This is a genomic window from Yersinia intermedia, assembly GCF_900635455.1.
Classification (GTDB): domain Bacteria; phylum Pseudomonadota; class Gammaproteobacteria; order Enterobacterales; family Enterobacteriaceae; genus Yersinia; species Yersinia intermedia.
On the sequence record NZ_LR134116.1, the window covers coordinates 3414922 to 3437717 of the forward strand.

The following is a 22796-nucleotide window of genomic DNA, read 5'->3' on the forward strand; positions in this document are numbered from 1 at the left end:
AAAAATCTATTTCCAAAAAATAATCATACTGGTTAAAAATATTTGTGTCATTCCTTTAAAAGATATACTACGAATGTTATTAAAGATATTTTTTCGGTAACATTTCAAACCATATTGAATACCATTAGACCACGCATCTCTATCTATGCCTACATTTTTCCATTGATAGTATCTTGATGCTACTCCCCATAAAGTACCAGCTTGTAGCTTAAGAGCTTTTTTTATTAAGTGATTAGAGGAATCAAATTCAAAACAAATATATTTAAATAATATTTCAGAATTATAAATAACTTTAAAATAATTATCATTTATTCTGCGAACTGTAGAGTTAGGATTATTTACAAAAAAATATACTCCATCGCAATTAGTTACTACCAAGTTAGCCTTTGAATAACATATCCTAGCTATTACCTCATCATTATTTAAATAATTTACATTCTTAGTGTTCAACTTTTCGTAAGAAGCATAACTTTCTAATAGATTTTTTTTCCTGTATATTCCGAAACCATGCAACCCCCAAGAGTCTATACAAGCGTAAAATGCTTCTGCTCCTGAAACTAATGTTCTATCAGTATATAACTGAAAAGGTTTACCATTTTCAACTCTATCTGAATTACTTACATGTAATAACTTAAACAAAACAATATCAACCATAACTCCATTTTTTGAAAAAAAATAACTCATCGCGGAACTAATAGCATCTTGTGATAACGAGTCATCACAATCTACAAAAGCAATATAGTTACCATTTGCATTTTTAACTCCAGTTTTTCGTGCTTCGGCAGCACCCATATTATTTTGTTTAATATAGCGAACTTTATTGTCGTTTCTTTTTAAAGCTATTTTTTTTATTATATCCAGAGTATGATCTGTTGAACCATCATCAATAAATAAAATCTCAATAAATTTGTAACTCTGACTCAGTAGGACAGAACATATATGTTGTAAATTTTTCTCTTCATTAAACGTAGGAACAACAATAGTACATAACATATTACTCATTTGATATCTTTCCTAAATGAGCCATATAAACAAACACAACCACAATTAAATATAGTCCATAATTTAACATATAGGCTAAACTCACAGCTATCAAACCAGAAGAACTAATAAGTAGATATGTCAAAAGCGGAAACAGAGCACTGAATACTATTTCTAGAATTGCATTTATTTTAAAATAGCCTTTGGCAAGTAATATTGTCGCGAACAACCAACTGGTAATTCTTAGTACATCACCAATATTTTGATAGAAAAACAGAACATTTGCTCGATAAAAATCTTTTGAAAACAATAAATAAATAATAAAATCTCTCAAAAAATAAATAGTTAGAGACATTAAAACGGCCATTGGGATAACAACTAAAGCACCCTTTTTGAGAATACTTAGGTAGTCAGATCTTAATTTTGCGGCTGCTGTTTTTGGAAAATAGTACACAGTAAGGGCAGTTGTCAACACTGCCAGGTAAGCTTCAGATATTTTTGAAACAGCCTGCCAATAGCCAGCATCCGTTAATGATAAATGACTTGATAGTATAGAGCGAACTATAATTAGAGATATTGGCCCTGTAAATGCACCGATTACACCCATGAAAAAATAATTTCTCATTTCGAGTAATTTTTTTCGTTCTGTAGGCCCAAACCAATATTTAGCACTAAACCAATATTGTCGATACAGTAATAGCACTAACCAAAAACCTGCGATTGCATTATTTAACGCAGCAGATATAAGTGCACCAGTCAAACCATAAAAATAAACTAAAAAAGACATTGAAACGAGTGATGACAATATTGCGAGAACATTGGCAATAAAGTAACGCTTATAATCTGACAGCCCGTTTAATACACCTAGAAATAAGCTATTAGCCACATTCAGTGGTATAACTAGCAGAGCTAAAATAACTAACCAATAAAACTTCTCATTATGAAAAAGCCATATGGCTAATTTTTCTGATAATAAGACACCTATTATTATTATGACTGTACTTGCAGCAATCGATAACTTAAGAGCTGCACGCCAGAATAATGCGGCAGCACTATAGTCATGACTATTCTCAGCTGTATACCTATTTACACCTTGAGAAACTTGAGATGCAATAAATCCATTAATAAATGTAACAAAATTCTGTAACTGCCCCAAAGCAGCTAACCCCGAGGGCCCTGTATATACAGCTACTACCTTAGAAATAAAGAAACCACAAACAAGCCTTAACAAAGTCACAATCCCACTTAGGATAGTGACTTGCGTAAAATTCAATTTGGCCACCGGTTAATTACATTAATTACATGTTGAACATCAGATGAACACATACTTGGATCCATCGGAATAGATAGAACGCTTGCATGTAGTTTTTCTGAAATAGGATATGATAATGTCGCTAGCTCTTTATATGCGGCCTGCTTGTGTGGAGGGATCGGATAATGAACTAGAGTTTGAATATTATTGTCTGCTAGATACGCTTGAAAACTTTCGCGATTACTGACCTGAATAACAAACAAATGCCATACATGTGATAGCACCCCTCCATTCACGCTTGGTAGTATTATGCTATCAGAGATAATTTCGTTTAAGTAGCGTTTTGCAATTTCCATACGCTTTTTATTATTCAAATCTAGGTACTTAAGCTTAACACTAAGTACTGCTGCCTGAAGCTCATCTAACCGACTATTAACCCCTTGATATTTATTTTGATATTTTACGTGTGAACCATAATTTCTCAATGCATATAAAACCTGTGCTAAATCATCATTATTTGTAGTGATCGCTCCAGCATCGCCTAGTGCACCTAGATTTTTCCCTGGATAGAAGCTAAATGCACCAGCATCTCCCCATGCACCAACCTTCACTCCATCAACTACTGCGCCATGAGCTTGGGCACAATCTTCTAGAACCAGAAGACTATTTTCTTTAGCTATCAGAGTTAAATCAGCAATAGAACAAGCTTGCCCATACAAATGAACTGGCAATAATACTTTTGTCTTTTTAGTTATTAGTCGACGAATACAATTTGCATCAATATTGAATGTTTCAGGATTAGGTTCAACTAGTACTGGGATTAAATTATTTTGTGAGATAGCTAATATAGATGCAATATAAGTATTTGATGGCACCAAAACCTCATCGCCATCTTGCAAGAAACCGAGTTCTTTCCAAGCCCGCAATACAAGAATTAATGCATCCAATCCATTAGCCACGCCAATACAATATTTCACACCACAATAACTAGCAAATTCATGCTCAAATTTTTTAAGTCTCTCGCCCATTATATACCAACCAGAATCAAACACATCCTTCATAGCTAAGAGTATTTCATCTGACTGAGCCATGTTTATTCTTTTTAAATCTAAAAACTTTACCATTTCATTTACCATTAATTAAACGATTAAATTTTAATTTAAATTTTTCGTAACATGTACGTGTGAATTCGTAATTATTATTAATATCATCTTCACCGCAAAAAACCGCACCGGTTTTTTCGTGAAATGAAACAACTGTTTTATTTTTTTTATCCACTTGAAAATATGCGGAGTCAAATCCAATATGCTCGAAAGCGTACTGGTAAACTAAATATGCACTTTCTATTGCTGCTGTTCTAGTTTTGTTATTGTTTAATATCCAACTTCCCCAACAAAAACTTTTCCGACCTAAAAAATCATAGAGTCGCACTGTTCCAATGGAAAGTTCAGAGTCAAGCAACTCAATTATAAAATAAAATTCCTCGCCATTTTTTTCTCTATTTTTATATTTTTTCAACCATTCTCTTTGCTGTAATTCTGTACCAGTTACTTTTGATATATGCTCATTTAATTTCTCATCTATACGTAGTGAGTATATGAAGCTAGCATCATCAGGGCTTGCTAATCGAAGCTGAATAGTTTTGCCTTTTATCTTATCCATTCTTTTCAGCCTCTCTTATAAACTCGTCGTAATTTCGAATATAATCAGCCTCATCATAAAAATCATCAGCAAGAACCATCAAAACACAATCATCTGAAAAATCATACATCTCATGCCATATCATAGGCTCAATAGCAAGTCCTTGCGCCGGATTATCAAGGTAGACTTCTATTTTCTCGAACCCATCATCTAAAATTATTCTACATGCCCCACGAACAGGAATGGCCAATTGCTGAAGCTTATAATGAGCATGAAATCCACGGTGTACATCATTAATAGTTTCAAACATATAATACACGCGCTTGATAGAGAAAGGGATGTTTTTAGTTTCCTCAAGTGCGATAAGCTGACCTCTTTCATCACCATGCTTCTGTAATTGAATTAATTTGACGTCCATTATGTTCCTTAGAAATTAAACGTTTCAGGAAGAGACTACAAAAACCTCATAACAAGGACTGGTAGAAGATACTATTCATCTCTAGTCAAATCGACTTAAAAGTCCCTTTCCTGTAGCATATATACTGTTATGTAATGTACACCAGATTATAATATCAATTATATCACCAATTCTTATGCGACAATCTTCCTCACTCAAATACATCGCTATTATTTTTATAAAGCTCTTTCACTATTTTACTTTCAGTAATCTATAAAACAACGCAATTACTCTAATATACTTTATTTTTATTTCTAAGAGAAATAAAAATTATACAAAGTTCATTCAAAATAAACCATTAACATTTAAAATAGATAAGCTAATTTGGACATCAGCACCACAATTAATAGAGATTCCTCCCTCATTAATCTAATCTCTTTTATCGAAAAACGTTCAGAGACAGTCATTAGTTTTAGTTTAATTCTGCACCAGTTAACTAGCATTAATTATTATGTTAGATTTAGAATTTGAGCAATTAGTAAATATAAATCCATTGTAAACATTCTTATTAGTTATGACGCCATGTTGATTTTATTCTACTTCACCTGCAATTAATTTCTCCTACAAAAGAAAAAAGTACAGCATTCACAACTATATCCGATACTAATATCGTTACTGACACAGCATTGTTAAATTCAATTCCTAATAACTAAAATGTTAATTTAAAAATAGCATAAATTCAAACTCAGCTAATTTATATAAAAGGGGCATTAATATTTTGACTTTTCACACCAATAATATCGATATGCATGTCGAGTATAAAACTTTATTTAATTTCTAAAAGAAGAGATTATTCAATTAAAATCATGCAATTACGCCAAAAACATTGAATTATAGATATGCTACCGCCCTTGGCTTACAGCAACCAATGCGCTGATTTAAAAAAATATTGTAATCCAATGCCTTACCTAGAATCATATCACTGGTTCAGTTGACAAGACTGCTAAACGGCACTTTCTGAAAACATCAAAATTTGTGAAATTATAATATAGCCTTTAATTTTCTTACATATAACCCATTATTACAAGAAAAATCTGAAATATATCATTTTTGGATATTTCACTGTACTGGATAATTGACATCACGAAAATATGAAAATATCAATTCGGTTTATTCTGATTTAAAAATAAAAAACACTCAGTTAACTTTATTGAGTCTGAAAAATTTACTTCCACATGTAACTATTTCAACAAATATGAATATAGTCGTCATAACACCATTTTGCCACTAACACTACAAATGATCTCTAACTAGCTGTTCTAAAAGGTCTATATGCCCCTCATCGTCATTCAATGCTGGGATATACTCAAATTTCTCGCCACCAGCGTGCATGAAAATCTCCCTGTTCTGCTCCTTGATCTCCTCCAGTGTTTCAAGACAATCGGCAGAAAAACCGGGGCAGATAAGCTGAATATGCTTAATACCTTGAGCTGGAAGACTTTTTAGTGTCTCGTCTGTATAAGGGGTTAACCAAGGTTCGCGGCCAAAGCGAGACTGATATGTCATCATGATGTGTTCGGCTGGTAACGCCAACTTGCCACGTAAAGCACGGCTGGTATCTTCACAGCGTTGTGGATAATCATCCCCCAGTCGGGCATAGCGCTTAGGAATACCATGGAAGGAAAGGATTAATCTGTCAGGTTTACCATGCTGCACAAAAGTCCGTTCAACACTTTGTTGTAACGCCGAAATATAGGCGGGATGTTCTGCATAATCACGGATAAAAGAGACTGACGGCAACCGACGGTACCCTTTCAGAATACGGGCAACAGCGTCCCACACAGCCGCACTGGTTGAACAGGAATATTGCGGATAAAGCGGCAAAACCACCAGCTTAGTCACCCCTTGGGCTAACAACTTATCAATAGCATCTGGCAGATTTGGTGAACCATAACTCATGCCTAACTCAACGGGGATCTCTGGCATACGTGCCGCCAATGCTTTCTGTTGCCGCCGACTATAGACCAATAACGGTGACCCCTCTTCCATCCAGACTGATTGGTATAATTTAGCCACGCGAGGAGATCGAATAGGCAAAATGACGCCACGCAACAAAGGCCACCACAGCCATGGGGAAGTATCAACCACCCGGCGGTCACTCAGGAACTCAGCCAGATAGCGTTTTACTGCTTGCGGTGTTGGGGCGTCCGGTGTCCCCAAGTTGACCATTAATACGCCGAGCTTGCTTTGCATGATGCAAAATCCTTGTGGAGGATACTACGCCTATTATTCGAACTTACGAATAAGCCCGCAACCAGAACCGTAAAATGAGAAAGGCGACCTTAGGCCGCCTTAGCTATCTTACCATCCAGAATTAACCGAGGATAGTCGCCAGTTCTGCACTGACTTCTGCTACTTTACGGGTTCCGTCCAGTTTAAAATATTGCGTATTACCTGCATCAGCTTCTTTACGATAGTAAGAAACTAATGGTGCAGTTTGTTGATGATATTCGATCAGACGTTTGCGAACAGTGGCTTCCTGATCGTCTTTACGAATAGTAAGTTCATCGCCTGTCACATCATCTTTATTTTCAACTTTAGGTGGGTTGAATTTAATGTGGTAAACACGGCCTGAAGCAGCATGTACCCGACGCCCGACGATGCGTTCAACAATCAACTCGTCTGGCACATCAAACTCCAGCACATAATCAACCTTGATGCCGGCTTCTTTCATGGCATCAGCCTGAGGAATAGTACGTGGGAACCCGTCTAGCAGGAAACCGTCACGGCAATCGTCCTGGGTGATGCGCTCTTTAACCAATGCGATAACCAGCTCATCAGTAACCAGCTTGCCGGCATCCATTATTTCTTTCGCTTTCAGACCTAACTCAGAACCAGCTTTTACAGCGGCGCGCAACATATCACCAGTAGAGATTTGCGGAATACCGTATTTCTCCATGATGAATTGAGCCTGAGTACCCTTACCAGCGCCCGGAGCGCCCAGCAGAATGATACGCATTGCGTAAATCCCCTTGCTATGTAGTTTTTCTATGTGTTTTTACTTAGAGCCAGTCCATTAGAGCTATTTTATTTGCCATTTTGAACCAAGGCAGTGCTCAGAATCCTCACATACGATGTGTACGCTCCGGTTCTTCCGCGCTGCCCATGTCCAAACTGGCTGCAACAATGACGCTAACTGGGATAAGCTCTTAAAAAAATCGAAATTGCGGAAAACAAGCAACCATACCATTTTCAGGGGGGTTGGCTCAAGGCGCGCGAGGCCGGTTAGCGGGGGGGAATCTGTAATACCAAAGAGAAATAAAAAATTAACCTACTGAAAACAGATGAAAAAACGCCCCAGATAATGCACTATCCGAGGCGTTCTATTACTCAATTAAGCCGTTAATAACTGATTCATTCTGCGAATGAACTGATTAGGATCATCTAATGTTCCCCGTTCAGCTAATAGCGCTTGATCCAGTAATAACTCGACCCATTCAGCAAACTGTGTTTCGTCCGCCACATCAGCAGCGCGTTTAACCAAGCCATGTTCAGGGTTTAATTCAAAGATGTACTTCACTTCCGGTGCCTGTTGGCCGGCAGCAGCAAACAATTTCGCCATCTGTGTGCTCATTTCATCAGCATCAGTTGTCACTATCGCTGGAGTATCCGTCAAACGATGCGTCAGGCGGACATCTTTCACACGTTCACCCAGCAGGGTTTTAACGCGCTCAACGAATGGCTCCAACGCTTTGTCGGCCTCTTGCTGATCTGGACGCTCTTCATCTGCCAACTTATTCAGTGAATCATCTGCTTTGCTGACTGACTGGAAGACTTTACCGTCAAATTCGGTCAAGTAGCTCATCATCCATTCATCAATACGGTCAGATAACAGCAAGACTTCAATGCCTTTCTTGCGGAACAGTTCCAGATGAGGGCTGTTCTTCGCCGCAGCATAGCTGTCAGCAGTGATGTAATAAATCTTCTCCTGCCCTTCAGTCATACGGCTGACATAGTCTTCCAAGGACACAGTTTGCGCTGAGCTGTCGGTATGGGTTGAAGCAAAGCGCAGTAACTTGGCGATAGTTTCTTTATTGCTACCGTCTTCTGCTGGGCCTTCCTTAAGCGCCATACCAAACTGTTGCCAGAACTGCTGATATTTCTCAGCATCGTCTTTAGCCAGCTTTTCCAACATTTGCAGCACACGTTTAGTCAGTGCACTACGTAGATTCTGAGTAATGCGACTGTCTTGCAGAATCTCACGCGAGACGTTCAGCGGCAGATCATTAGAATCTATTAAACCACGAACAAAACGCAGGTAATTCGGCATGAACTGTTCAGCATCATCCATAATGAACACGCGCTGCACGTAAAGTTTCAAACCATGCTTATGATCGCGATTCCACATGTCCCACGGGGCCTGTGCCGGAATATACAGCAAGCTGGTGTATTCCTGCTTACCTTCAACGCGGTTATGGCTCCAACTCATCGGGTCGGTGAAATCGTGCGCGATATGCTTATAAAATGCTTTATATTCGTCGTCAGTTATCTCTGCTTTGCCGCGCGTCCATAATGCCTGAGCTTTATTGATTTTCTCCCAGGTGACCGTGCCGTCTTCTTCGTTTTTGCTTTGAATTTCAACTGGCAAGGCAATATGGTCTGAATATTTGCTGATGACTGAGCGCAAGCGCCAATCATCCAGATATTCGTCTTCACCTTCACGCAGATGCAGGGTTATCTCAGTACCACGCTCTTCTTTAGTGATATCAGCAATGGTATAGTCACCCTCGCCTGCTGATTCCCAAAATACGCCAGCATCAGCAGGCGCACCGGCAGCACGGGTACGGACGGTGACTTTATCTGCCACGATAAATGCGGAGTAGAAACCGACACCAAACTGGCCGATTAATTGGCTATCTTTGGCTTGATCTGAACCAATAGACTCAAGGAATGATTTAGTCCCTGACTTCGCGATGGTACCAAGGTTATCAATAACTTCATCACGGCTCATACCGATGCCGTTATCGCTTAGAGTCAAAGTACGCTTTTCTTTATCACAGGATAAACGCACTCTCAGCTCACCGTCGCCCTCAAATAATTCAGGATTAGACAGCGCGCGGAAACGCAGTTTGTCTGCCGCATCAGAGGCATTAGAGATCAGCTCGCGCAAGAAAATTTCTTTATTGGAATAAAGCGAGTGAATCATCAAATGGAGGAGTTGTTTTACTTCAGACTGGAATCCACGGGTTTCTTGACCTTTCATACTCATTAATTACCTCAATCCAAATTACCGACAGGTACATAAAATCGAACAATGAGTATCAGATGGGGCCAATAGGTGAAAGTTTCAAGTATGAGGGCAGAAAAAAACAGAGAATTGAGGGCGATTGACTTATTATCCCTAACGAATTTATTCGTAAGATAATCAATAACAAGACTGTCGCCCACAGTAAAGAATGGGATCAATACTTAATAGGATTACGCCCGGCCAGTGAATGCGATAATGTCGTACCATCAACCATTTCCAGTTCACCGCCTACCGGTACACCATGAGCGATACGGCTGGCTAATACGCCATACTGACCACACATCTGGCCGATATAGTTGGCAGTGGCGTCCCCTTCGACGGTCGGATTAGTTGCCAAAATGACTTCAGTGATGGTTTCAGTTTCAAGCCGTTTTTCAAGTAAATCCAAGCCAATATCGCCAGGACCAATGCCATCCATGGGGGATAAATGCCCCATCAGCACAAAGTAACGCCCGCCGAACTGGCCAGTTTGTTCAATAGCATGGATATCTGCCGGGCTTTCGACCACGCAGATCTGACCATTCTGCTGCCGGCGCGGGTTGGAGCAGATGGTGCAACGGTCTTGCTCGGTAAATGTACGGCAATCCGCACAGTGACCGATTTCAGACATCGCACGGGTCAATGACTGCGCCAGCCGCATTCCACCACTACGATCACGCTGTAGCAGTTGGAATGCCATGCGTTGCGCTGATTTCGGGCCAACGCCCGGCAGGCAACGCAACGCCTCCATTAATGATTCAAGGAGTGGACTGGTTTGCATCAGAACGGCATCTTAAAGCCTGGTGGTAATTGCATACCACTGGAGACAGAAGCCATTTTCTCTTTTTGCGTTTCATCGATACGACGAGCAGCATCGTTCAATGCCGCAGCAATCAAATCTTCCAGCATTTCTTTATCTTCTTCAACCAATAGGCTTGGGTCAATTTCAACCCGGCGGCAGTTGTGCGCCCCATTGATGGTTACTTTTACCAAGCCCGCGCCAGATTCACCGGTAACTTCCAATTTGGCGACTTCTTCCTGCATCTGCTGCATTTTTTCCTGCATCTGCTGGGCTTGTTTCATTAAATTGCCAATACCGCCTTTACCAAACATAGTCATCTCTCATAGCAAGGGGCCGCGTCAGTACACCATGCACTTATCGCAGCGGTTAAACCGGCCGGATACTCTCTTCATCCAATTCTGCATCGAAGAAACGACGCAGTGTCTGAATATTATTATCCGCAATAATCGACTGGCGTGCTTGTGCCAGTTTTTCTTCATAAATGGCCTGCCGCCATTCCAGCGGAGTACGTTCCGCCGGGTTGTCATCTTCGATAACGCTAAGTGTGACAGCATTACCGTGTAATTCACTCAATGCATCGCCCAGCGTTTTTTGTGCCGAGGGCGAATTTAAATGGCGCTGGCTAGAACGCAGGTGAAGGCAGATATTACCCGGTTCTATTACTTCTTTAAATGCATTCAGCGCAAGTTGCTGTACCAATTTCGGAATATGCAACTTATCTATCTCTGCCGCCCAAGGATCCCGCACCATAGCCTCTTCAGCCAACTTAGCAGAAAGCTCCGGTGTTTTTTCATGCTCTAACGCAGAGCGCAATGCCTTAGGCGTGGTAACTGGCTCAGCCACCGTTTCAGGCTGATTCTGCGCGGTCCAGCGATAAGCTTCTTTCTTGGCCGGTTTCTTTTCTTCGGTTGATTTAGCGGCCAGACGCTGCTGGCTGCGCTCAGTCACCGAAGCGAGACGCTCCAGTGCCGAGGTTGCCGGCCGCGCTTTTCCTGGCGCTGCCGGCTCATTCTTTTTTGGTGTGGTTGCCCCGGATTGCCGCAACAACTGGGTTCGCGCCTGAAGAAGCTGCGCAGTCGAATCGGGTAGTTGAGTACCCACGTCAGCGGCAAGCCCTAGCGGCGGTGCATCTTGCGATGGCACGGCTGAGTGAGTCGATACAGGTTGTTGGGTATTTTGGGCGTACTGAGGTGCGTTATTACCTGCAATGGCTGCTGGCGCACTGACAGGAACAATCTGCGGTTCAGCGATTATTGCTTTAGGATGAAAAGCCAGCGCACGCAATAAGGTCATTTCGACCCCCATGCGGCGATCTGGCGCATAAGCCAGCTCTTTACGGCCCATCAACAGTATTTGATAATATAGCTGGATATCTGTAGGCGGCAATGTGCGAGCCAGTTCGCGTAACCGAGGCTCAACCGTCGCATAATGGTTATCCAACATTGATGGCAGCAGTTGTACCATCGCAATCCGGTGCAGCAAGCTTAGGGTTTCAACCAATAAGTTTTCCCAATCAACACCACGAGATGCCGCTTGTTCTACCTGCGCCATCACTCGCGCACCATCAGCACTGACCAGCGCCTCGATAATCGCCAAGGGTTGCTCGTCATCCAGCGTTCCCAGCATTTGGCTAACAGTGGCTGTAGTCACATGCCCATCGCCCATCGCAACGGCCTGATCTGTCAGGCTGAGCGCATCGCGCATACTACCATCGGCCGCCCGTGCCAGTAACTGCAATGCACGAGCATCACTACTGATTTGCTCTGCCAGCAATATTTTTTCAAGCTGCCCACGGATAACCTCAACATCGATCACTTTGAGATGGAATTGCAAACAGCGGGAAAGGATAGTCACCGGCAGTTTCTGTGGATCCGTGGTCGCCAGCAAGAATTTCACATGAGCTGGCGGCTCTTCAAGCGTTTTTAGTAGCGCATTGAAACTGTGGCGCGACAGCATATGCACTTCATCAATTAAGTACACTTTGAAGCGGCCACGGGCTGGCGCATATTGAACGTTATCCAGCAGTTCTCGGGTATCTTCTACTTTCGTGCGCGAGGCGGCGTCTATCTCGATCAGATCAACAAAACGGCCTTGCTCAATCTCCAGACAGTTAGCACAGGTACCGCAAGGCGTCGCGGTAATGCCCGTTTCGCAGTTAAGACCTTTGGCTAACAGCCGGGCAATAGACGTTTTACCAACGCCACGGGTACCGGAGAATAGATAGGCGTGATGGATACGCCCTAATGAAAGGCCATTGGCCAGCGCCGTCAGGACATGTTCCTGACCAACGACGTCTGCGAACGTTTGGGGGCGCCACTTACGGGCAAGGACCTGATAGCTCATTAATACTTCATCATTGATTTATAAATAATATTTTAATCGCCAATAAAAAAACCACAATTTAACCTACATATATTGAGCGGTCTGTTTTTGAACACATTAACCCTGATAGCTACAGGCTGAATCTTAGTGTACCAGTACGCCCATCGTCATTCCCACAAATTTACTTTGTGGAAGTAGACTTGTCGATTCTTTGTGCCCTGCGATGCAGTAATAAATCATTCTTAGTTTCTGCAACAGAGAAAAAGGCATCCAAATCTATCGGCAAGATTTTAGTTGAGATCGAACAGCAGTAGCGTGTCATCACACTCTTGAATACCTGAAAGTACAGGCCAGAATGAACCGAGCGACCTGAGTATCAGACATTTAAAGCAAGGTGTGTGATGCTCAAACATTGGGTGAACGCTACGGTGCCCCTATCTGACCCGCAGATTGTAATGTTACGTCCCTGAACGCTGGATTTTGTACGGCATTTTAATGGATGCTGAAACAGGGCTACCAAGACGTTATAGTTAATAATCAGTAGTATCCAGTTTGGGTCAATTAACAATGGATGGATTTATGACAAGTAAAAAAAGAGGGATGGGCTACATTGCTATCGTAGTTGATGATTACGATAAAGCCATTGAATTTTATACCGAAAAACTGGGCTTTTTTCTGCGAGAAGATGAGATACAACCAGGGAAGCGTTGGGTGTCGGTCTCGCCGACAGAAGACAGTGAGTGTCGTTTATTGCTGGCTCGAGCATCCAATGACCAGCAAGCTGCGTTTATTGGTAATCAATGCGGTGGTCGAGTATTCCTTTTTCTTGAGACGGATAACTTCTGGCGTGATTATGAGTTGATGAAGTCAAAAGGAGTGACATTCTGCGAAGAACCTCGCAAAGAGGAATATGGCATGGTGGTTGTGTTCGAAGATATTTACGGTAATCGCTGGGATCTTTACCAAAAATAGTAAGCATAATTAGTATGTTAGGAACACAATAATGATAAAAATCATCTCAGTGAGAAGCCACCCTGAGTATAAAGATGAATCTATACGCTATTTTCAGAATAAGTGGGCCACGGAAGAGACTAAAATGCTTTATCAGGATTGCATCAGTCATTGTATTGAAGCTAAAAATCCTTTACCTCAATGGTATTTGATGGAGATGAATAATGAAGTTATTGGTTGCGCGGGGTTAATCACCAATGACTTTATTAGCCGTATGGATCTGTATCCTTGGTTATGTGCACTTTATATTGAAGAGCAACACCGGGGGCATGCTTATGGTCAATTACTGATCAAGCATATTGCTAAAGAAACCAAACAATTAGGTTTTGATACACTACATTTATGTACTGACCATATCGGGTTTTACGAAAAGTATGGTTTTACTTTTACTGGATTGGGTTATCACCCATGGGGCGAATCTTCACGTATTTATTCGCTGCCACTCTAATAAGTGAATAGCAGTTTGCATTGATAATATTTTTCCGATATTCATCGAATAATCTGGCGGTCACCGTTGATGACCACCAGATTGTTATACCTGGCATCTTTCAGTCCAGAGTGCTGTTGGCTGCATTCATTTACCAAAATCAACTACCTGGCGGGATATATTCACTTGCAGCCCACCTGCAACTCCACGTTCTTGGGAGGATAAAATCAATGCCCGCTGAACGAGACCAAACTATAGCAAGTGATCCCTTGCTGAGTTAGACGCGCTTCGCCGCCCAGTTCAGGTAAATCAATCACAAATGCGGCGTCAGTCACTTTACCACCCAGCCGACGGATAAGCTTAACCGTCGCCTCGATTGTGCCGCCAGTTGCCAGCAAATCATCAATCACCAAGACGTTATCGCCCGGTTTAATGCTATCGGTATGGATCTCAAGTTCGTCAGTGCCATACTCCAACTCATAGCTTTCGCTGATAGTTTCCCGAGGCAATTTACCGGGTTTACGCACCGGAACAAAACCGACACCCAGCGACAGGGCTACCGGCGCACCAAAGAGAAAACCGCGAGCTTCAGTACCCACTACTTTGGTCACGCCTTTATCCAGATAGCGCTCTACCAGCAATTCGATGCTGGCGGCATAGGCTAATGGATCTTCTAGCAAGCTGGTCACATCACGAAACAGTATTCCCGCTTTTGGATAATCGGGGATGGTTTTGATACTGTCTTTAATATATTGAAACTGTTGTGCTGTCTTAGGTGCAGTAGCGGTCATAATTTGTGCCTGATAAAACTGCTGTACATACTTAAGCGCGGTCAGTCGATGTTAAATGGCATCGGCTGAGTAACTTAGTCCCACTATCGATAATACTCCGATAGTCTACGTCACCGCATCCTTAACATTAAGGAGGCAACGAAGGATTACCCCGCGCACGAAAACGCTCAAATCTATGCAAACTGGCACTAAAATGCAACTGGTGTGAATTGCTCAGCGCCGTTTTTGTTGCGATAGGTCAATAACTGGCATTCGCCACATAAAGGCCAACAGTAGGGTTAACATGATAAGTAATATGCCTCTCACCCACCAGATTTTCACCAACCAAAGTGAAACAGCAAATGTAAGTATGGTAATGAATATTGCTTTCGACTTAGTGCCCGCAGGCAATGCTCGATGTTGTTGCCAGGTACGTATATAGCTGCCAAACCATGAACGATAGAGCAACCAGTGATGAAATCGAGGGGAGGATCGTGCAAAACACCAGGCAGCCAACAGCAAAAACGGCGTAGTAGGTAACAAAGGAAGCACGACACCTAACGTTGCCAATATCACTGCCAGCCAACCCACCGTTATTAAAAACCAACGAGACATAAGCTCCCTTTATTAGCACTTTAATGAGACGTTATCATTAACCCATGCGTTGACCATCATCAACAGATATTCTTGCCATAACTTACACGATACATCGGTATCTATTGTATTTCCCCTCCCTCGTGCTTGTATCTGCCACCATTCGAAGGCAAGCTGGCGGGAAATGCCCAGGAGAAGCGCCATGAGTACGGAAAAATTATTGCAGGTGCTTGAAAGCCAAATTGAAGCGCTGTCGGCACAAGTTGGCCCTCAGGCAAACACGCCGTCTCAGCAAGCCCGTTTTGATCTCAACCTGTTTGGTAATCATGGTAATCGGTTTCGCGATTATCTACAGGAAGTACGGAAAAATATGGCACAACTGAAGCAAGTAGTTGCAGAAAATCGCACACAACAGGTCGCTTTTCTGGCTGAAAAGCTGGTTGCTCAGATTTCTGCATTACAAAGAGAATTAGCCACTCAAAAATTAAGAAAATCAAATCCTGAGCCCAGGGATAACAAATTGGACCCTTACCATAAGCTGGCTGAGCATCAGGATTATGAGCGGCGGATACTGGCAATGATTCACGATAGAGAGAGCCAACTGGGTAAGCAAAGTTTGTTATCCGAGCAGCAGAAAATACAGAAGGAGCTCGCAGCACTTGAGGGGCGTCTAATGCGCTGCCGGCAGGCGTTGATAAGAATAGAGCGCAGTATTGAGAAAAAAGAGAACGGTTTTTGAATATTTGTCACATTTTTTGAATCATTGAGGTTCCGACAACAAATAGTTCTCTATAATGTTTTATGCCCGCCCTGTTTCAAGTGCAGATGTTGACGGCTTGCGCTCCCCCGAATTACTGACTGGAGTCAGCTCATCGGTGTTGCCTCGCTTATCACCTTCCAGCATGTTGAAATCTATTGGGTATGTTGAAATCTATTAGATATATAGTTTGAATCAGGTCAGGTGGAACCCGAGCAAGATATTCACACCTGACTTCCCGATTAACTGCAAATCAAATGTTGGTTAGATTATGTCAGTTGAAAAAGCACCACCAGAACTGCAACTGGCAGTAGATCTTATCTATCTGCTGGAATGCAATGAGATAGCGCCCGAGACAGCACTGGCGGCGTTAGCGATAGTGCAACTTGATTATCAGCGTAAGCTCCGCCACCAAAACTCAGATTGAAGATATCACTTCTGAGGTTCAACCAAGGCGATACACCAGAGTGTCGCCTCAGTGATACTCACTATATGAACCTACCCATAGCGACTCCATCAAGAATGGTGCGCTACTCTGTCTGTACAGACAAATACCTTAAGCAAGCGGCTTATTGATATCCGGTAAGTCAGGCTTGGTATCCCCCAAATCCGATTGCTCAGCCGGTAAGCCTTGTTTATCAAGCGGCCGACTGACTTCCTGAACCTCGGTACCATCCGGTTTGTGCAGATATACTTCCAACTGGTTAAAGGCGATATTAATGTCATTTTCACGACATAACTTATCAATAGCCCTGTTCAATTCATCCACCGTATAGCTGCGATCCCTGAGTTCACGGACATACAACCGTAACTCGTGATCAAGAGTGCTGGAGCCGAAGTTTAGGAAGAAAACTTGTGGTTCAGGATCAACCATAACGCGCGGATTCTCATGAGCGGCTTGCAACAGCACATCTTTTACTTTCGCCAGATCGGAACCATAGGCAACACCAACTTTAATGATGATACGCGTAATGGTATCTGACAGTGACCAGTTGATCAGGCGTTCGGTAACAAATGCTTTGTTTGGAATAATGACTTCTTTACGGTCAAAATCGGTAATTGTCGTCGCGCGGATGCGTATCTTGCTGACATTCCCAGAAAAAGTACCGATAGTAATGGTATCGCCGATACGAACAGGCCGTTCAAACAGAATAATCAAACCTGATACAAAGTTGGCGAAAATTTCCTGCAAGCCAAAACCCAAACCAACAGACAAGGCCGCTACTAGCCATTGCAATTTATCCCACGAAACACCGAGTGAGCTGAGCGCGGTTATCCCCCCGACAGCCGTAATAAAATAAGTCAGAATAGTAGTGATGGCATAAGAAGTCCCTTGGCGTAGTTGCAGGCGCGACAGCACCACGACTTCCAGTAAGCCTGGCAAGTTACGTGTCAGAACATAGGCAACCACCAATGCCATCCAAGCCACCAGCATATTCCCCAAAGTCACAGCCTGCGTTACGCTGGCACCGGCGACCGTCGAGGTGTAATGCCACAGAGATATACTGTCCAGATAGGAGATAACCGTTATCAGGTCCGCCCAAATCCAATAGAAACAAGTCGCAAAAATCAGGAAGAGCGCCATCGTTGTCAGGCGCAATGATTGTTGGTTAATTTGGTCCAAGGCCAATGGCGGCTCTTCAACCGGTTCACCACCTTCAGCCCCCTCTTTCACCAAACTTTGCCGCCGGGCAATTGCCCTACGATAGGCCAAACGCCGCGCAGCAACCCCTAAACCTCGAATTGCCGTCAGGTAAACGATATTCCACAGGAATAATAAATACAGACTATCTATCCAGCGGCCAGCCAGTTGCAACGTTGTATAGAAATACCCTGCCACCATTAATCCAATCAAAATGATGGGGGTTACCGCAACCGCAGTCACAATCACCAATCGCACCGCATGGGAATCTTTTTCACGCCAGCTATCACGACAGAATGGATAGACAAACAAGGCCAGCAGTGCCAGAGCAATAACAATAACAATTTGTCCAATGACATCATCGACCAATCGAAGCGGACTTTTCTCACCCAATTCTGACCAGAATATCACCGGCAACAATGCGCCCCCTAATCGCACCATTTGGCGGCGATAATGTGCACACCGGTCAGCCGCAATCATAAAGTGTCGCTCGGTAATTCCCCCTGGCGAGAGCATCCGATACGTCAGGTCAAATATCAGCCAGAACAGTGCCAAACGTTGGAAGAAGCTCCAGAGGAAGTCACTGAGATTAAAGTCTGAACGCAGACACCAGTAACCAAAACCTAGAATGATTAAGGCCCCTGGCAAGACTTTCAGTAAAGTCAGCATAATGGCATTTGGCGTATGCATTTGACTGTCGTGCTTAAGTTGCCCGACGTCAGCCGCCAGCCGATCCAAATGTTTATTGATAATGCTATAGCGTGACCGTATCACCCCCACCACAATCAACATAGGCAGTAGGAACATCACTGATTTGATCAACCCCGACAACACATCACCCGGTGACAGGCTAAAGTGAAAATTACTCAGTTCAGCTTTAAGCGCCCCCGGTAAGGCTTTTAGCCAAGACCAATCCATCGGTTTATTACTGCTAACCCAAAAAATCTGCTGTGTCAGGGTATGTTGCAGCGATTCATTGACGCTGAGTAACTGCTGTTGGTTTATTTGCAGATTGATAGCCAGTGTCAGTTGGTTACCCAACTGCTTATTCAACTGATCCAGTAGCTCACGGCGGATATCAACAATTTGCCCCAGAGCGTCTTCTACATCAGGGCTGATTTTCTCTTTACTGTCATTCATCAGGGTTTGGATATAGTCATCCCCCTGGAATAGCTGGTCACGTTGCTGGTTTATTTCAAATTGCTCCAAGCGCAAGTCAGCGATACGTGGCCCCATATTGGTTATCAAGCCAGCCGTGGGTAAATTGAGTTGCTGCTGGTACAGAATACGTGAAAGCAACAAACTACCGCGCAGTACGGTAATTTGTTCTTTTAAATTACGCTCCGATTGCAGTGCGCGATCCAGCCAGTTTTTAACTCTGATATTCTGTTGTACTAGAGTATTGCCTTCTTTCGTGGCATTAATCAGCCGCTGACTTAATTCTTTGTTAATCGACAGTTCTCGGCTAACTAACGGATCATTTTGGATGTCAGTGGCATCATTAGGTGCTTGTGCTTCTTTGGCTGTTTTTTCTGACAGGATTAACCGTTTACCGCTGACCACCTCTTGCAGTAGCTGAACATAACGCTCCAGTTGGTTTATGTGCGCAGTGGTGTAATCCCGTTGTTTTTGCAGCAAATCCTGTAGGGTCGTATTCGCTTCCAGATTTTTTCGCTGTAAATCCAACTGCGCATTTAACATCACTTGCTCAGTCAATAACTCTTGTTGCTGGGTTGGTCGCAAAACCTCTTGAGTTGGCGCTAATCCATTGAGTTGATTGCGAATTTGCATTAAACGCATTGATGCGTTATACATCGCACTCTGTACCCGCTCGGGCTGAGTTTGTAAGGAGATTAACTGGCTGTTATAAGCGGAGAGATCTTCCTGCGCTGATTGTAAATCATCCAGCGTTTCATTTAGCCGTGATTCCAATTGGCGCAATGAGTAACTTACCAAGGACTCACGGGTCAGCGTATCCGCAGTACTATTCTTAAGCGCATCCAGCCCCTCTGTTGCCTGACGTAATTTCACTGGTGCTTGTGCCAGTTGTTGTTTAAGTTGGCTGGCCTCTTGCTTAGTGCGCTCAATAGTATCGAGGTATTCCAACGTTTTCGTCAGATCTTGCTGTGCTAACTTTTCCGCGGGCGACAATATCTTTTGTTTTGATAATGCATCCAGTTGGCTTAATACCTCTGTGCGGGTCGGCACATCAATATTGATTCCCGATGCAAAAGTCGATGGCGAACATATAAAGGCAATTATAAGCAGGATAAGCATTACCTGAAGGCGCGATAAAAATGCACCCACTGGCGTCATAGCTGGTATGGATAAAGGTGATGAATATTGATTGTGGGATCTGCCGCTCATATTTGAACTTCATTTCAACAGAGAGACTGAAATCCTATCACGTTCAGTCCCGAGTCATAATAAGAAAAATCTTTCAGAGCGTTAATAGCTGTAATAATGCGGGCTGTTACGCAGTTGTTGCTGAATAGGATGTAACAGCCTGCAATATCGGTTGATTCGGGAATCATAGAGCAATCCCCCCACATTAATTAAAATGTGAGAACTTTATCCGCAGCTAACGTCCATTGAGCCAACTCAACCAACGTGCCAATTTCGACACCATCAACCAGCGTTAACCCACTCACCCCCCAGGCATCGGCGCAAGTTTTACATAACTTCACCGCAACATTTTGTGCTGTAAGAATCTCAAGCATTTGCTGTAAATTATAACCTTCGCGAGGCTGTTGCCCGTTAAGGCCAGCAATGACGGCGTCAGACATTAAAAACAGGCGTAAATCGAGATCGGCTTGTTGTTCTTTCAACGCAATAGATAAACGCAGTGCATTAAATAATGACTCATGGCCATAAGCGGCCCCATTGGCAATCACAACCAGTGAACGACTCATATAAACCTCCAGTTAATCTGATACCTTGCTATTTAGCCCTTTGCGCAACGCGCGGCTATGTCCTAGCATCTCCAGATAGGCATCAATTAATACCGGTGCCTCTTGTTTTATATCAAAACTTTCTGGCATAAAGAGCCAGTTTTCCATCAAACCTGTAATATAAGCTCTCATGATTATTGCAGCCTGGCGAGTATCAAGATTGACGGGCAATTGATTCGCATTAATACAACCTTGCAAAACCGACTCAATTCGCTCATAACTAGCTAAATCAAGAACTTTACGCGCGTCATGAACTGAGGTCATCTCACCGACAAACTCACATTTATGGAATACAATTTCCATTAGTGCGCGGCGTCGGCAATCCTCACGCGTAGAAACAAGAACATAGATAAGAATTTCACGCAGGATGCGGAGTGGATTATCAGGATATTTTGCCTGATACTCTAATTCGAGCTGATCAATTTTAGATTCTGATAGCTCCCAAACTTCGTTGAACAGGTCTACCTTATTCTTGAAGTGCCAGTAAATTGCGCCTCGGGTTACTCCTGCGGCGGCGGCAATATCGGTAAGAGAAGTGCCGGAAACGCCATGCGCAGAAAATTCCCGCACTGCGGCATCAAGAATTTGTTGCCGGGTCTCTTCGGCTTGCTGTTTGGTTTTTCGTGCCATAGCGTTGTTTTTTCGAGGGGGTGCGATTTACATACATTCACGAATGTATGTACCATAGCACGCACATATAATTTACGCAGCAATGGGTTTTAAAGCTTGTGATCCATTGGATTAAATTAAAAATCGGACACTTGAGGTTTATCTATGAGCAAAAACAGAGGGGTAATGCCTCTGGCTGCAATTCTGGTACTTTCAGGCAGCTTAGTACTTATAGGATGTAATGATAAAGATGCGGCGCAAGCCCATGCTCAACAGGCACCTGAAGTCGGTATTGTGACATTAAAAGCCGCACCACTGAATATCACAACCGATCTACCGGGTCGCACGTCCGCATTCCGTGTTGCAGAAGTTCGCCCACAAGTTAGCGGGATCATTCTTAAACGTAACTATGTTGAAGGCAGTGATGTCACCGCCGGAACATCACTTTATCAAATTGATCCAGCCACATATCAAGCCGCTTATGACAGCGCCAAAGGTGATTTAGCTAAAGCACAAGCTGCCGCTGAAATTGCCCGCTTGACGGTAAATCGCTACAAACCATTGCTAGGTACCAATTACATTAGTAAGCAAGAATATGACCAAGCCGTGTCTAGCTCGATGCAGGCTAATGCAAGTGTTCTGGCAGCAAAAGCTGCTGTAGAAACTGCACGTATCAACCTGGCATATACTCAGGTTACTTCGCCAATCAGTGGTCGTACCGGTAAATCTTCAGTCACTGAAGGTGCGTTGGTAACCAGTGGTCAGGCAACGGCAATGACGACAGTTCAGCAGCTTGACCCGATGTATGTCGATGTTACTCAATCAAGCGACGAATTCTTGCGCCTGAAAAAAGAGCTGGCTGATGGCACGTTGAAGCAAGAAAATGGCAAGGCCAAGGTTCGCTTGTTACTGGAAAACGGCGTTGAATACGCACAAACCGGTACATTGGAATTCTCAGGTGTCACCGTTGATGAAACTACCGGTTCAATCACCATCCGTGCCATCTTCCCTAACCCGAACGAGGCATTACTGCCTGGCATGTTTGTTCGTGCCCGTTTAGATGAAGGTGTCAGACCTGATGCGCTGCTGGTGCCTCAACAGGGAGTGACACGTAACCCGCGTGGCGAAGCAACTGCCATGGTTGTTGGCGCAGATGACAAAGTTGAAATGCGCACACTGGTTGCTAATCAAGCGATTGGGAATAAATGGTTGGTTACTGAAGGATTGAAAGCAGGTGATCGTCTTATTGTTTCCGGCTTGCAGAAAATCAGACCGGGCGTGCAGGTAAAAGTGCAGGAAGTTACTGACCCGGCGCAAAAAGCAGCTCCGGCTGATACAGCGAAGAAGTCTTAA

The 22796-nt window shown here is 43.2% G+C and carries 21 protein-coding genes and 1 other annotated feature; of the genes, 5 read left to right on the top strand and 16 right to left on the bottom strand.

Annotated features, from left to right (window positions below; translation table 11 throughout):
* Positions 1–6: 6 nt before the first annotated feature.
* The 11 genes from EL015_RS15750 to dnaX all read right to left on the bottom strand — a co-directional run bounded on the left by EL015_RS15750 (position 7) and on the right by dnaX (position 12703).
* Positions 7–1002, bottom strand: coding sequence for a glycosyltransferase family 2 protein (locus tag EL015_RS15750; RefSeq protein ID WP_053012084.1), 996 nt, complete (start codon positions 1000–1002; stop codon positions 7–9).
* On the bottom strand, positions 995–2263 hold the full coding sequence (locus EL015_RS15755; protein WP_086018932.1) for an O-antigen translocase: 1269 nt from the start codon (positions 2261–2263) through the stop codon (positions 995–997). Before EL015_RS15755 ends, EL015_RS15750 begins: the two co-directional genes overlap by 8 nt.
* Positions 2251–3357, bottom strand: coding sequence for a DegT/DnrJ/EryC1/StrS family aminotransferase (locus tag EL015_RS15760; RefSeq protein WP_005182321.1), 1107 nt, complete (start codon positions 3355–3357; stop codon positions 2251–2253). Before EL015_RS15760 ends, EL015_RS15755 begins: the two co-directional genes overlap by 13 nt.
* 1 nt (position 3358) lies before the next feature.
* The gene (locus EL015_RS15765; protein ID WP_032905623.1) at positions 3359–3895 is read right to left on the bottom strand and encodes a GNAT family N-acetyltransferase; all 537 of its coding nucleotides are present in this window, start codon (positions 3893–3895) and stop codon (positions 3359–3361) included.
* The gene (locus EL015_RS15770) at positions 3888–4292 is read right to left on the bottom strand and encodes a sugar 3,4-ketoisomerase (RefSeq protein WP_005182319.1); all 405 of its coding nucleotides are present in this window, start codon (positions 4290–4292) and stop codon (positions 3888–3890) included. Before EL015_RS15770 ends, EL015_RS15765 begins: the two co-directional genes overlap by 8 nt.
* Positions 4293–5564: 1272 nt before the next feature.
* On the bottom strand, positions 5565–6527 hold the full coding sequence (hemH, locus tag EL015_RS15775) for a ferrochelatase (protein WP_032905621.1): 963 nt from the start codon (positions 6525–6527) through the stop codon (positions 5565–5567).
* 118 nt (positions 6528–6645) lie between these two features.
* Positions 6646–7290 (bottom strand): adenylate kinase, encoded by a 645-nt coding sequence (adk, locus tag EL015_RS15780; protein WP_005182317.1) that lies wholly within the window; start codon positions 7288–7290, stop codon positions 6646–6648.
* A 375-nt stretch (positions 7291–7665) separates the two neighbouring features.
* Entirely contained in the window at positions 7666–9534 is a 1869-nt protein-coding gene (htpG, locus tag EL015_RS15785; RefSeq protein ID WP_005182315.1) for a molecular chaperone HtpG, read from the bottom strand.
* 199 nt (positions 9535–9733) lie between these two features.
* Positions 9734–10339: a recombination mediator RecR gene (recR, locus tag EL015_RS15790; RefSeq protein ID WP_005182314.1), complete on the bottom strand. Its 606-nt coding sequence runs from the start codon at positions 10337–10339 to the stop codon at positions 9734–9736.
* Positions 10339–10671, bottom strand: coding sequence for a YbaB/EbfC family nucleoid-associated protein (locus EL015_RS15795; protein ID WP_019081276.1), 333 nt, complete (start codon positions 10669–10671; stop codon positions 10339–10341). The genes recR and EL015_RS15795 overlap by 1 nt, the downstream gene beginning before the upstream one ends.
* Positions 10672–10726: 55 nt before the next feature.
* A complete protein-coding gene (dnaX, locus tag EL015_RS15800; RefSeq protein ID WP_005182310.1) occupies positions 10727–12703 on the bottom strand; it encodes a DNA polymerase III subunit gamma/tau in 1977 nt (658 codons plus the stop codon).
* Positions 11333–11396, bottom strand: a sequence feature (DnaX frameshifting element). Its footprint overlaps the gene before it by 64 nt.
* A 558-nt stretch (positions 12704–13261) precedes the next feature.
* Here dnaX and EL015_RS15805 point away from each other — a divergent pair.
* Both EL015_RS15805 and EL015_RS15810 read left to right on the top strand, forming a co-directional pair.
* A complete protein-coding gene (locus tag EL015_RS15805) occupies positions 13262–13654 on the top strand; it encodes a VOC family protein (RefSeq protein ID WP_032905617.1) in 393 nt (130 codons plus the stop codon).
* A 31-nt stretch (positions 13655–13685) separates the two neighbouring features.
* Positions 13686–14141: a GNAT family N-acetyltransferase gene (locus tag EL015_RS15810; RefSeq protein ID WP_005182303.1), complete on the top strand. Its 456-nt coding sequence runs from the start codon at positions 13686–13688 to the stop codon at positions 14139–14141.
* Positions 14142–14347: 206 nt separating this feature from the next.
* On the opposite strand, the gene apt is transcribed toward EL015_RS15810, so the two are convergent.
* Both apt and EL015_RS15820 read right to left on the bottom strand, forming a co-directional pair.
* The gene (gene apt, locus EL015_RS15815; RefSeq protein ID WP_005182300.1) at positions 14348–14911 is read right to left on the bottom strand and encodes an adenine phosphoribosyltransferase; all 564 of its coding nucleotides are present in this window, start codon (positions 14909–14911) and stop codon (positions 14348–14350) included.
* Between the two features lie 213 nt (positions 14912–15124).
* On the bottom strand, positions 15125–15505 hold the full coding sequence (locus tag EL015_RS15820; RefSeq protein ID WP_032905615.1) for a DUF454 family protein: 381 nt from the start codon (positions 15503–15505) through the stop codon (positions 15125–15127).
* Positions 15506–15686: 181 nt separating this feature from the next.
* Here EL015_RS15820 and priC point away from each other — a divergent pair, with 181 nt between their 5' ends.
* Entirely contained in the window at positions 15687–16223 is a 537-nt protein-coding gene (gene priC, locus EL015_RS15825; protein WP_005182293.1) for a primosomal replication protein PriC, read from the top strand.
* A 289-nt stretch (positions 16224–16512) separates the two neighbouring features.
* The gene (gene rsmS / locus EL015_RS15830; protein ID WP_005182289.1) at positions 16513–16668 is read left to right on the top strand and encodes a pleiotropic regulatory protein RsmS; all 156 of its coding nucleotides are present in this window, start codon (positions 16513–16515) and stop codon (positions 16666–16668) included.
* 129 nt (positions 16669–16797) lie between these two features.
* On the opposite strand, the gene mscK is transcribed toward rsmS, so the two are convergent.
* The 3 genes from mscK to acrR all read right to left on the bottom strand — a co-directional run bounded on the left by mscK (position 16798) and on the right by acrR (position 21464).
* The gene (mscK, locus tag EL015_RS15835) at positions 16798–20199 is read right to left on the bottom strand and encodes a mechanosensitive channel MscK (protein WP_005182288.1); all 3402 of its coding nucleotides are present in this window, start codon (positions 20197–20199) and stop codon (positions 16798–16800) included.
* A 239-nt stretch (positions 20200–20438) separates the two neighbouring features.
* Positions 20439–20795, bottom strand: a complete 357-nt coding sequence (locus EL015_RS15840) for a DsrE/DsrF/TusD sulfur relay family protein (RefSeq protein WP_005182287.1) — start codon at positions 20793–20795, stop codon at positions 20439–20441.
* 12 nt (positions 20796–20807) lie between these two features.
* A complete protein-coding gene (gene acrR / locus EL015_RS15845) occupies positions 20808–21464 on the bottom strand; it encodes a multidrug efflux transporter transcriptional repressor AcrR (RefSeq protein WP_005182286.1) in 657 nt (218 codons plus the stop codon).
* Positions 21465–21608: 144 nt separating this feature from the next.
* Here acrR and acrA point away from each other — a divergent pair, with 144 nt between their 5' ends.
* Complete coding sequence (gene acrA, locus EL015_RS15850) at positions 21609–22796, top strand: efflux RND transporter adaptor subunit AcrA (RefSeq protein ID WP_032905611.1); 1188 nt, start codon at positions 21609–21611, stop codon at positions 22794–22796.

Bases quoted from the DNA above. Each gene is read 5' to 3' on its own strand.
- rsmS (WP_005182289.1), top strand. From the start codon at position 16,513: ATGTCAGTTGAAAAAGCACCACCAGAACTGCAACTGGCAGTAGATCTT.
- EL015_RS15795 (WP_019081276.1), bottom strand. From the start codon at position 10,671: ATGTTTGGTAAAGGCGGTATTGGCAATTTAATGAAACAAGCCCAGCAG.
- EL015_RS15805 (WP_032905617.1), top strand. From the start codon at position 13,262: ATGACAAGTAAAAAAAGAGGGATGGGCTACATTGCTATCGTAGTTGAT.
- EL015_RS15750 (WP_053012084.1), bottom strand. From the start codon at position 1,002: ATGAGTAATATGTTATGTACTATTGTTGTTCCTACGTTTAATGAAGAG.
- EL015_RS15760 (WP_005182321.1), bottom strand. From the start codon at position 3,357: ATGGTAAAGTTTTTAGATTTAAAAAGAATAAACATGGCTCAGTCAGAT.
- acrA (WP_032905611.1), top strand. From the start codon at position 21,609: ATGAGCAAAAACAGAGGGGTAATGCCTCTGGCTGCAATTCTGGTACTT.
- dnaX (WP_005182310.1), bottom strand. From the start codon at position 12,703: ATGAGCTATCAGGTCCTTGCCCGTAAGTGGCGCCCCCAAACGTTCGCA.
- mscK (WP_005182288.1), bottom strand. From the start codon at position 20,199: ATGACGCCAGTGGGTGCATTTTTATCGCGCCTTCAGGTAATGCTTATC.
- EL015_RS15765 (WP_032905623.1), bottom strand. From the start codon at position 3,895: ATGGATAAGATAAAAGGCAAAACTATTCAGCTTCGATTAGCAAGCCCT.
- htpG (WP_005182315.1), bottom strand. From the start codon at position 9,534: ATGAAAGGTCAAGAAACCCGTGGATTCCAGTCTGAAGTAAAACAACTC.
- EL015_RS15840 (WP_005182287.1), bottom strand. From the start codon at position 20,795: ATGAGTCGTTCACTGGTTGTGATTGCCAATGGGGCCGCTTATGGCCAT.
- recR (WP_005182314.1), bottom strand. From the start codon at position 10,339: ATGCAAACCAGTCCACTCCTTGAATCATTAATGGAGGCGTTGCGTTGC.
- apt (WP_005182300.1), bottom strand. From the start codon at position 14,911: ATGACCGCTACTGCACCTAAGACAGCACAACAGTTTCAATATATTAAA.
- EL015_RS15810 (WP_005182303.1), top strand. From the start codon at position 13,686: ATGATAAAAATCATCTCAGTGAGAAGCCACCCTGAGTATAAAGATGAA.
- adk (WP_005182317.1), bottom strand. From the start codon at position 7,290: ATGCGTATCATTCTGCTGGGCGCTCCGGGCGCTGGTAAGGGTACTCAG.
- acrR (WP_005182286.1), bottom strand. From the start codon at position 21,464: ATGGCACGAAAAACCAAACAGCAAGCCGAAGAGACCCGGCAACAAATT.
- priC (WP_005182293.1), top strand. From the start codon at position 15,687: ATGAGTACGGAAAAATTATTGCAGGTGCTTGAAAGCCAAATTGAAGCG.
- EL015_RS15770 (WP_005182319.1), bottom strand. From the start codon at position 4,292: ATGGACGTCAAATTAATTCAATTACAGAAGCATGGTGATGAAAGAGGT.
- EL015_RS15820 (WP_032905615.1), bottom strand. From the start codon at position 15,505: ATGTCTCGTTGGTTTTTAATAACGGTGGGTTGGCTGGCAGTGATATTG.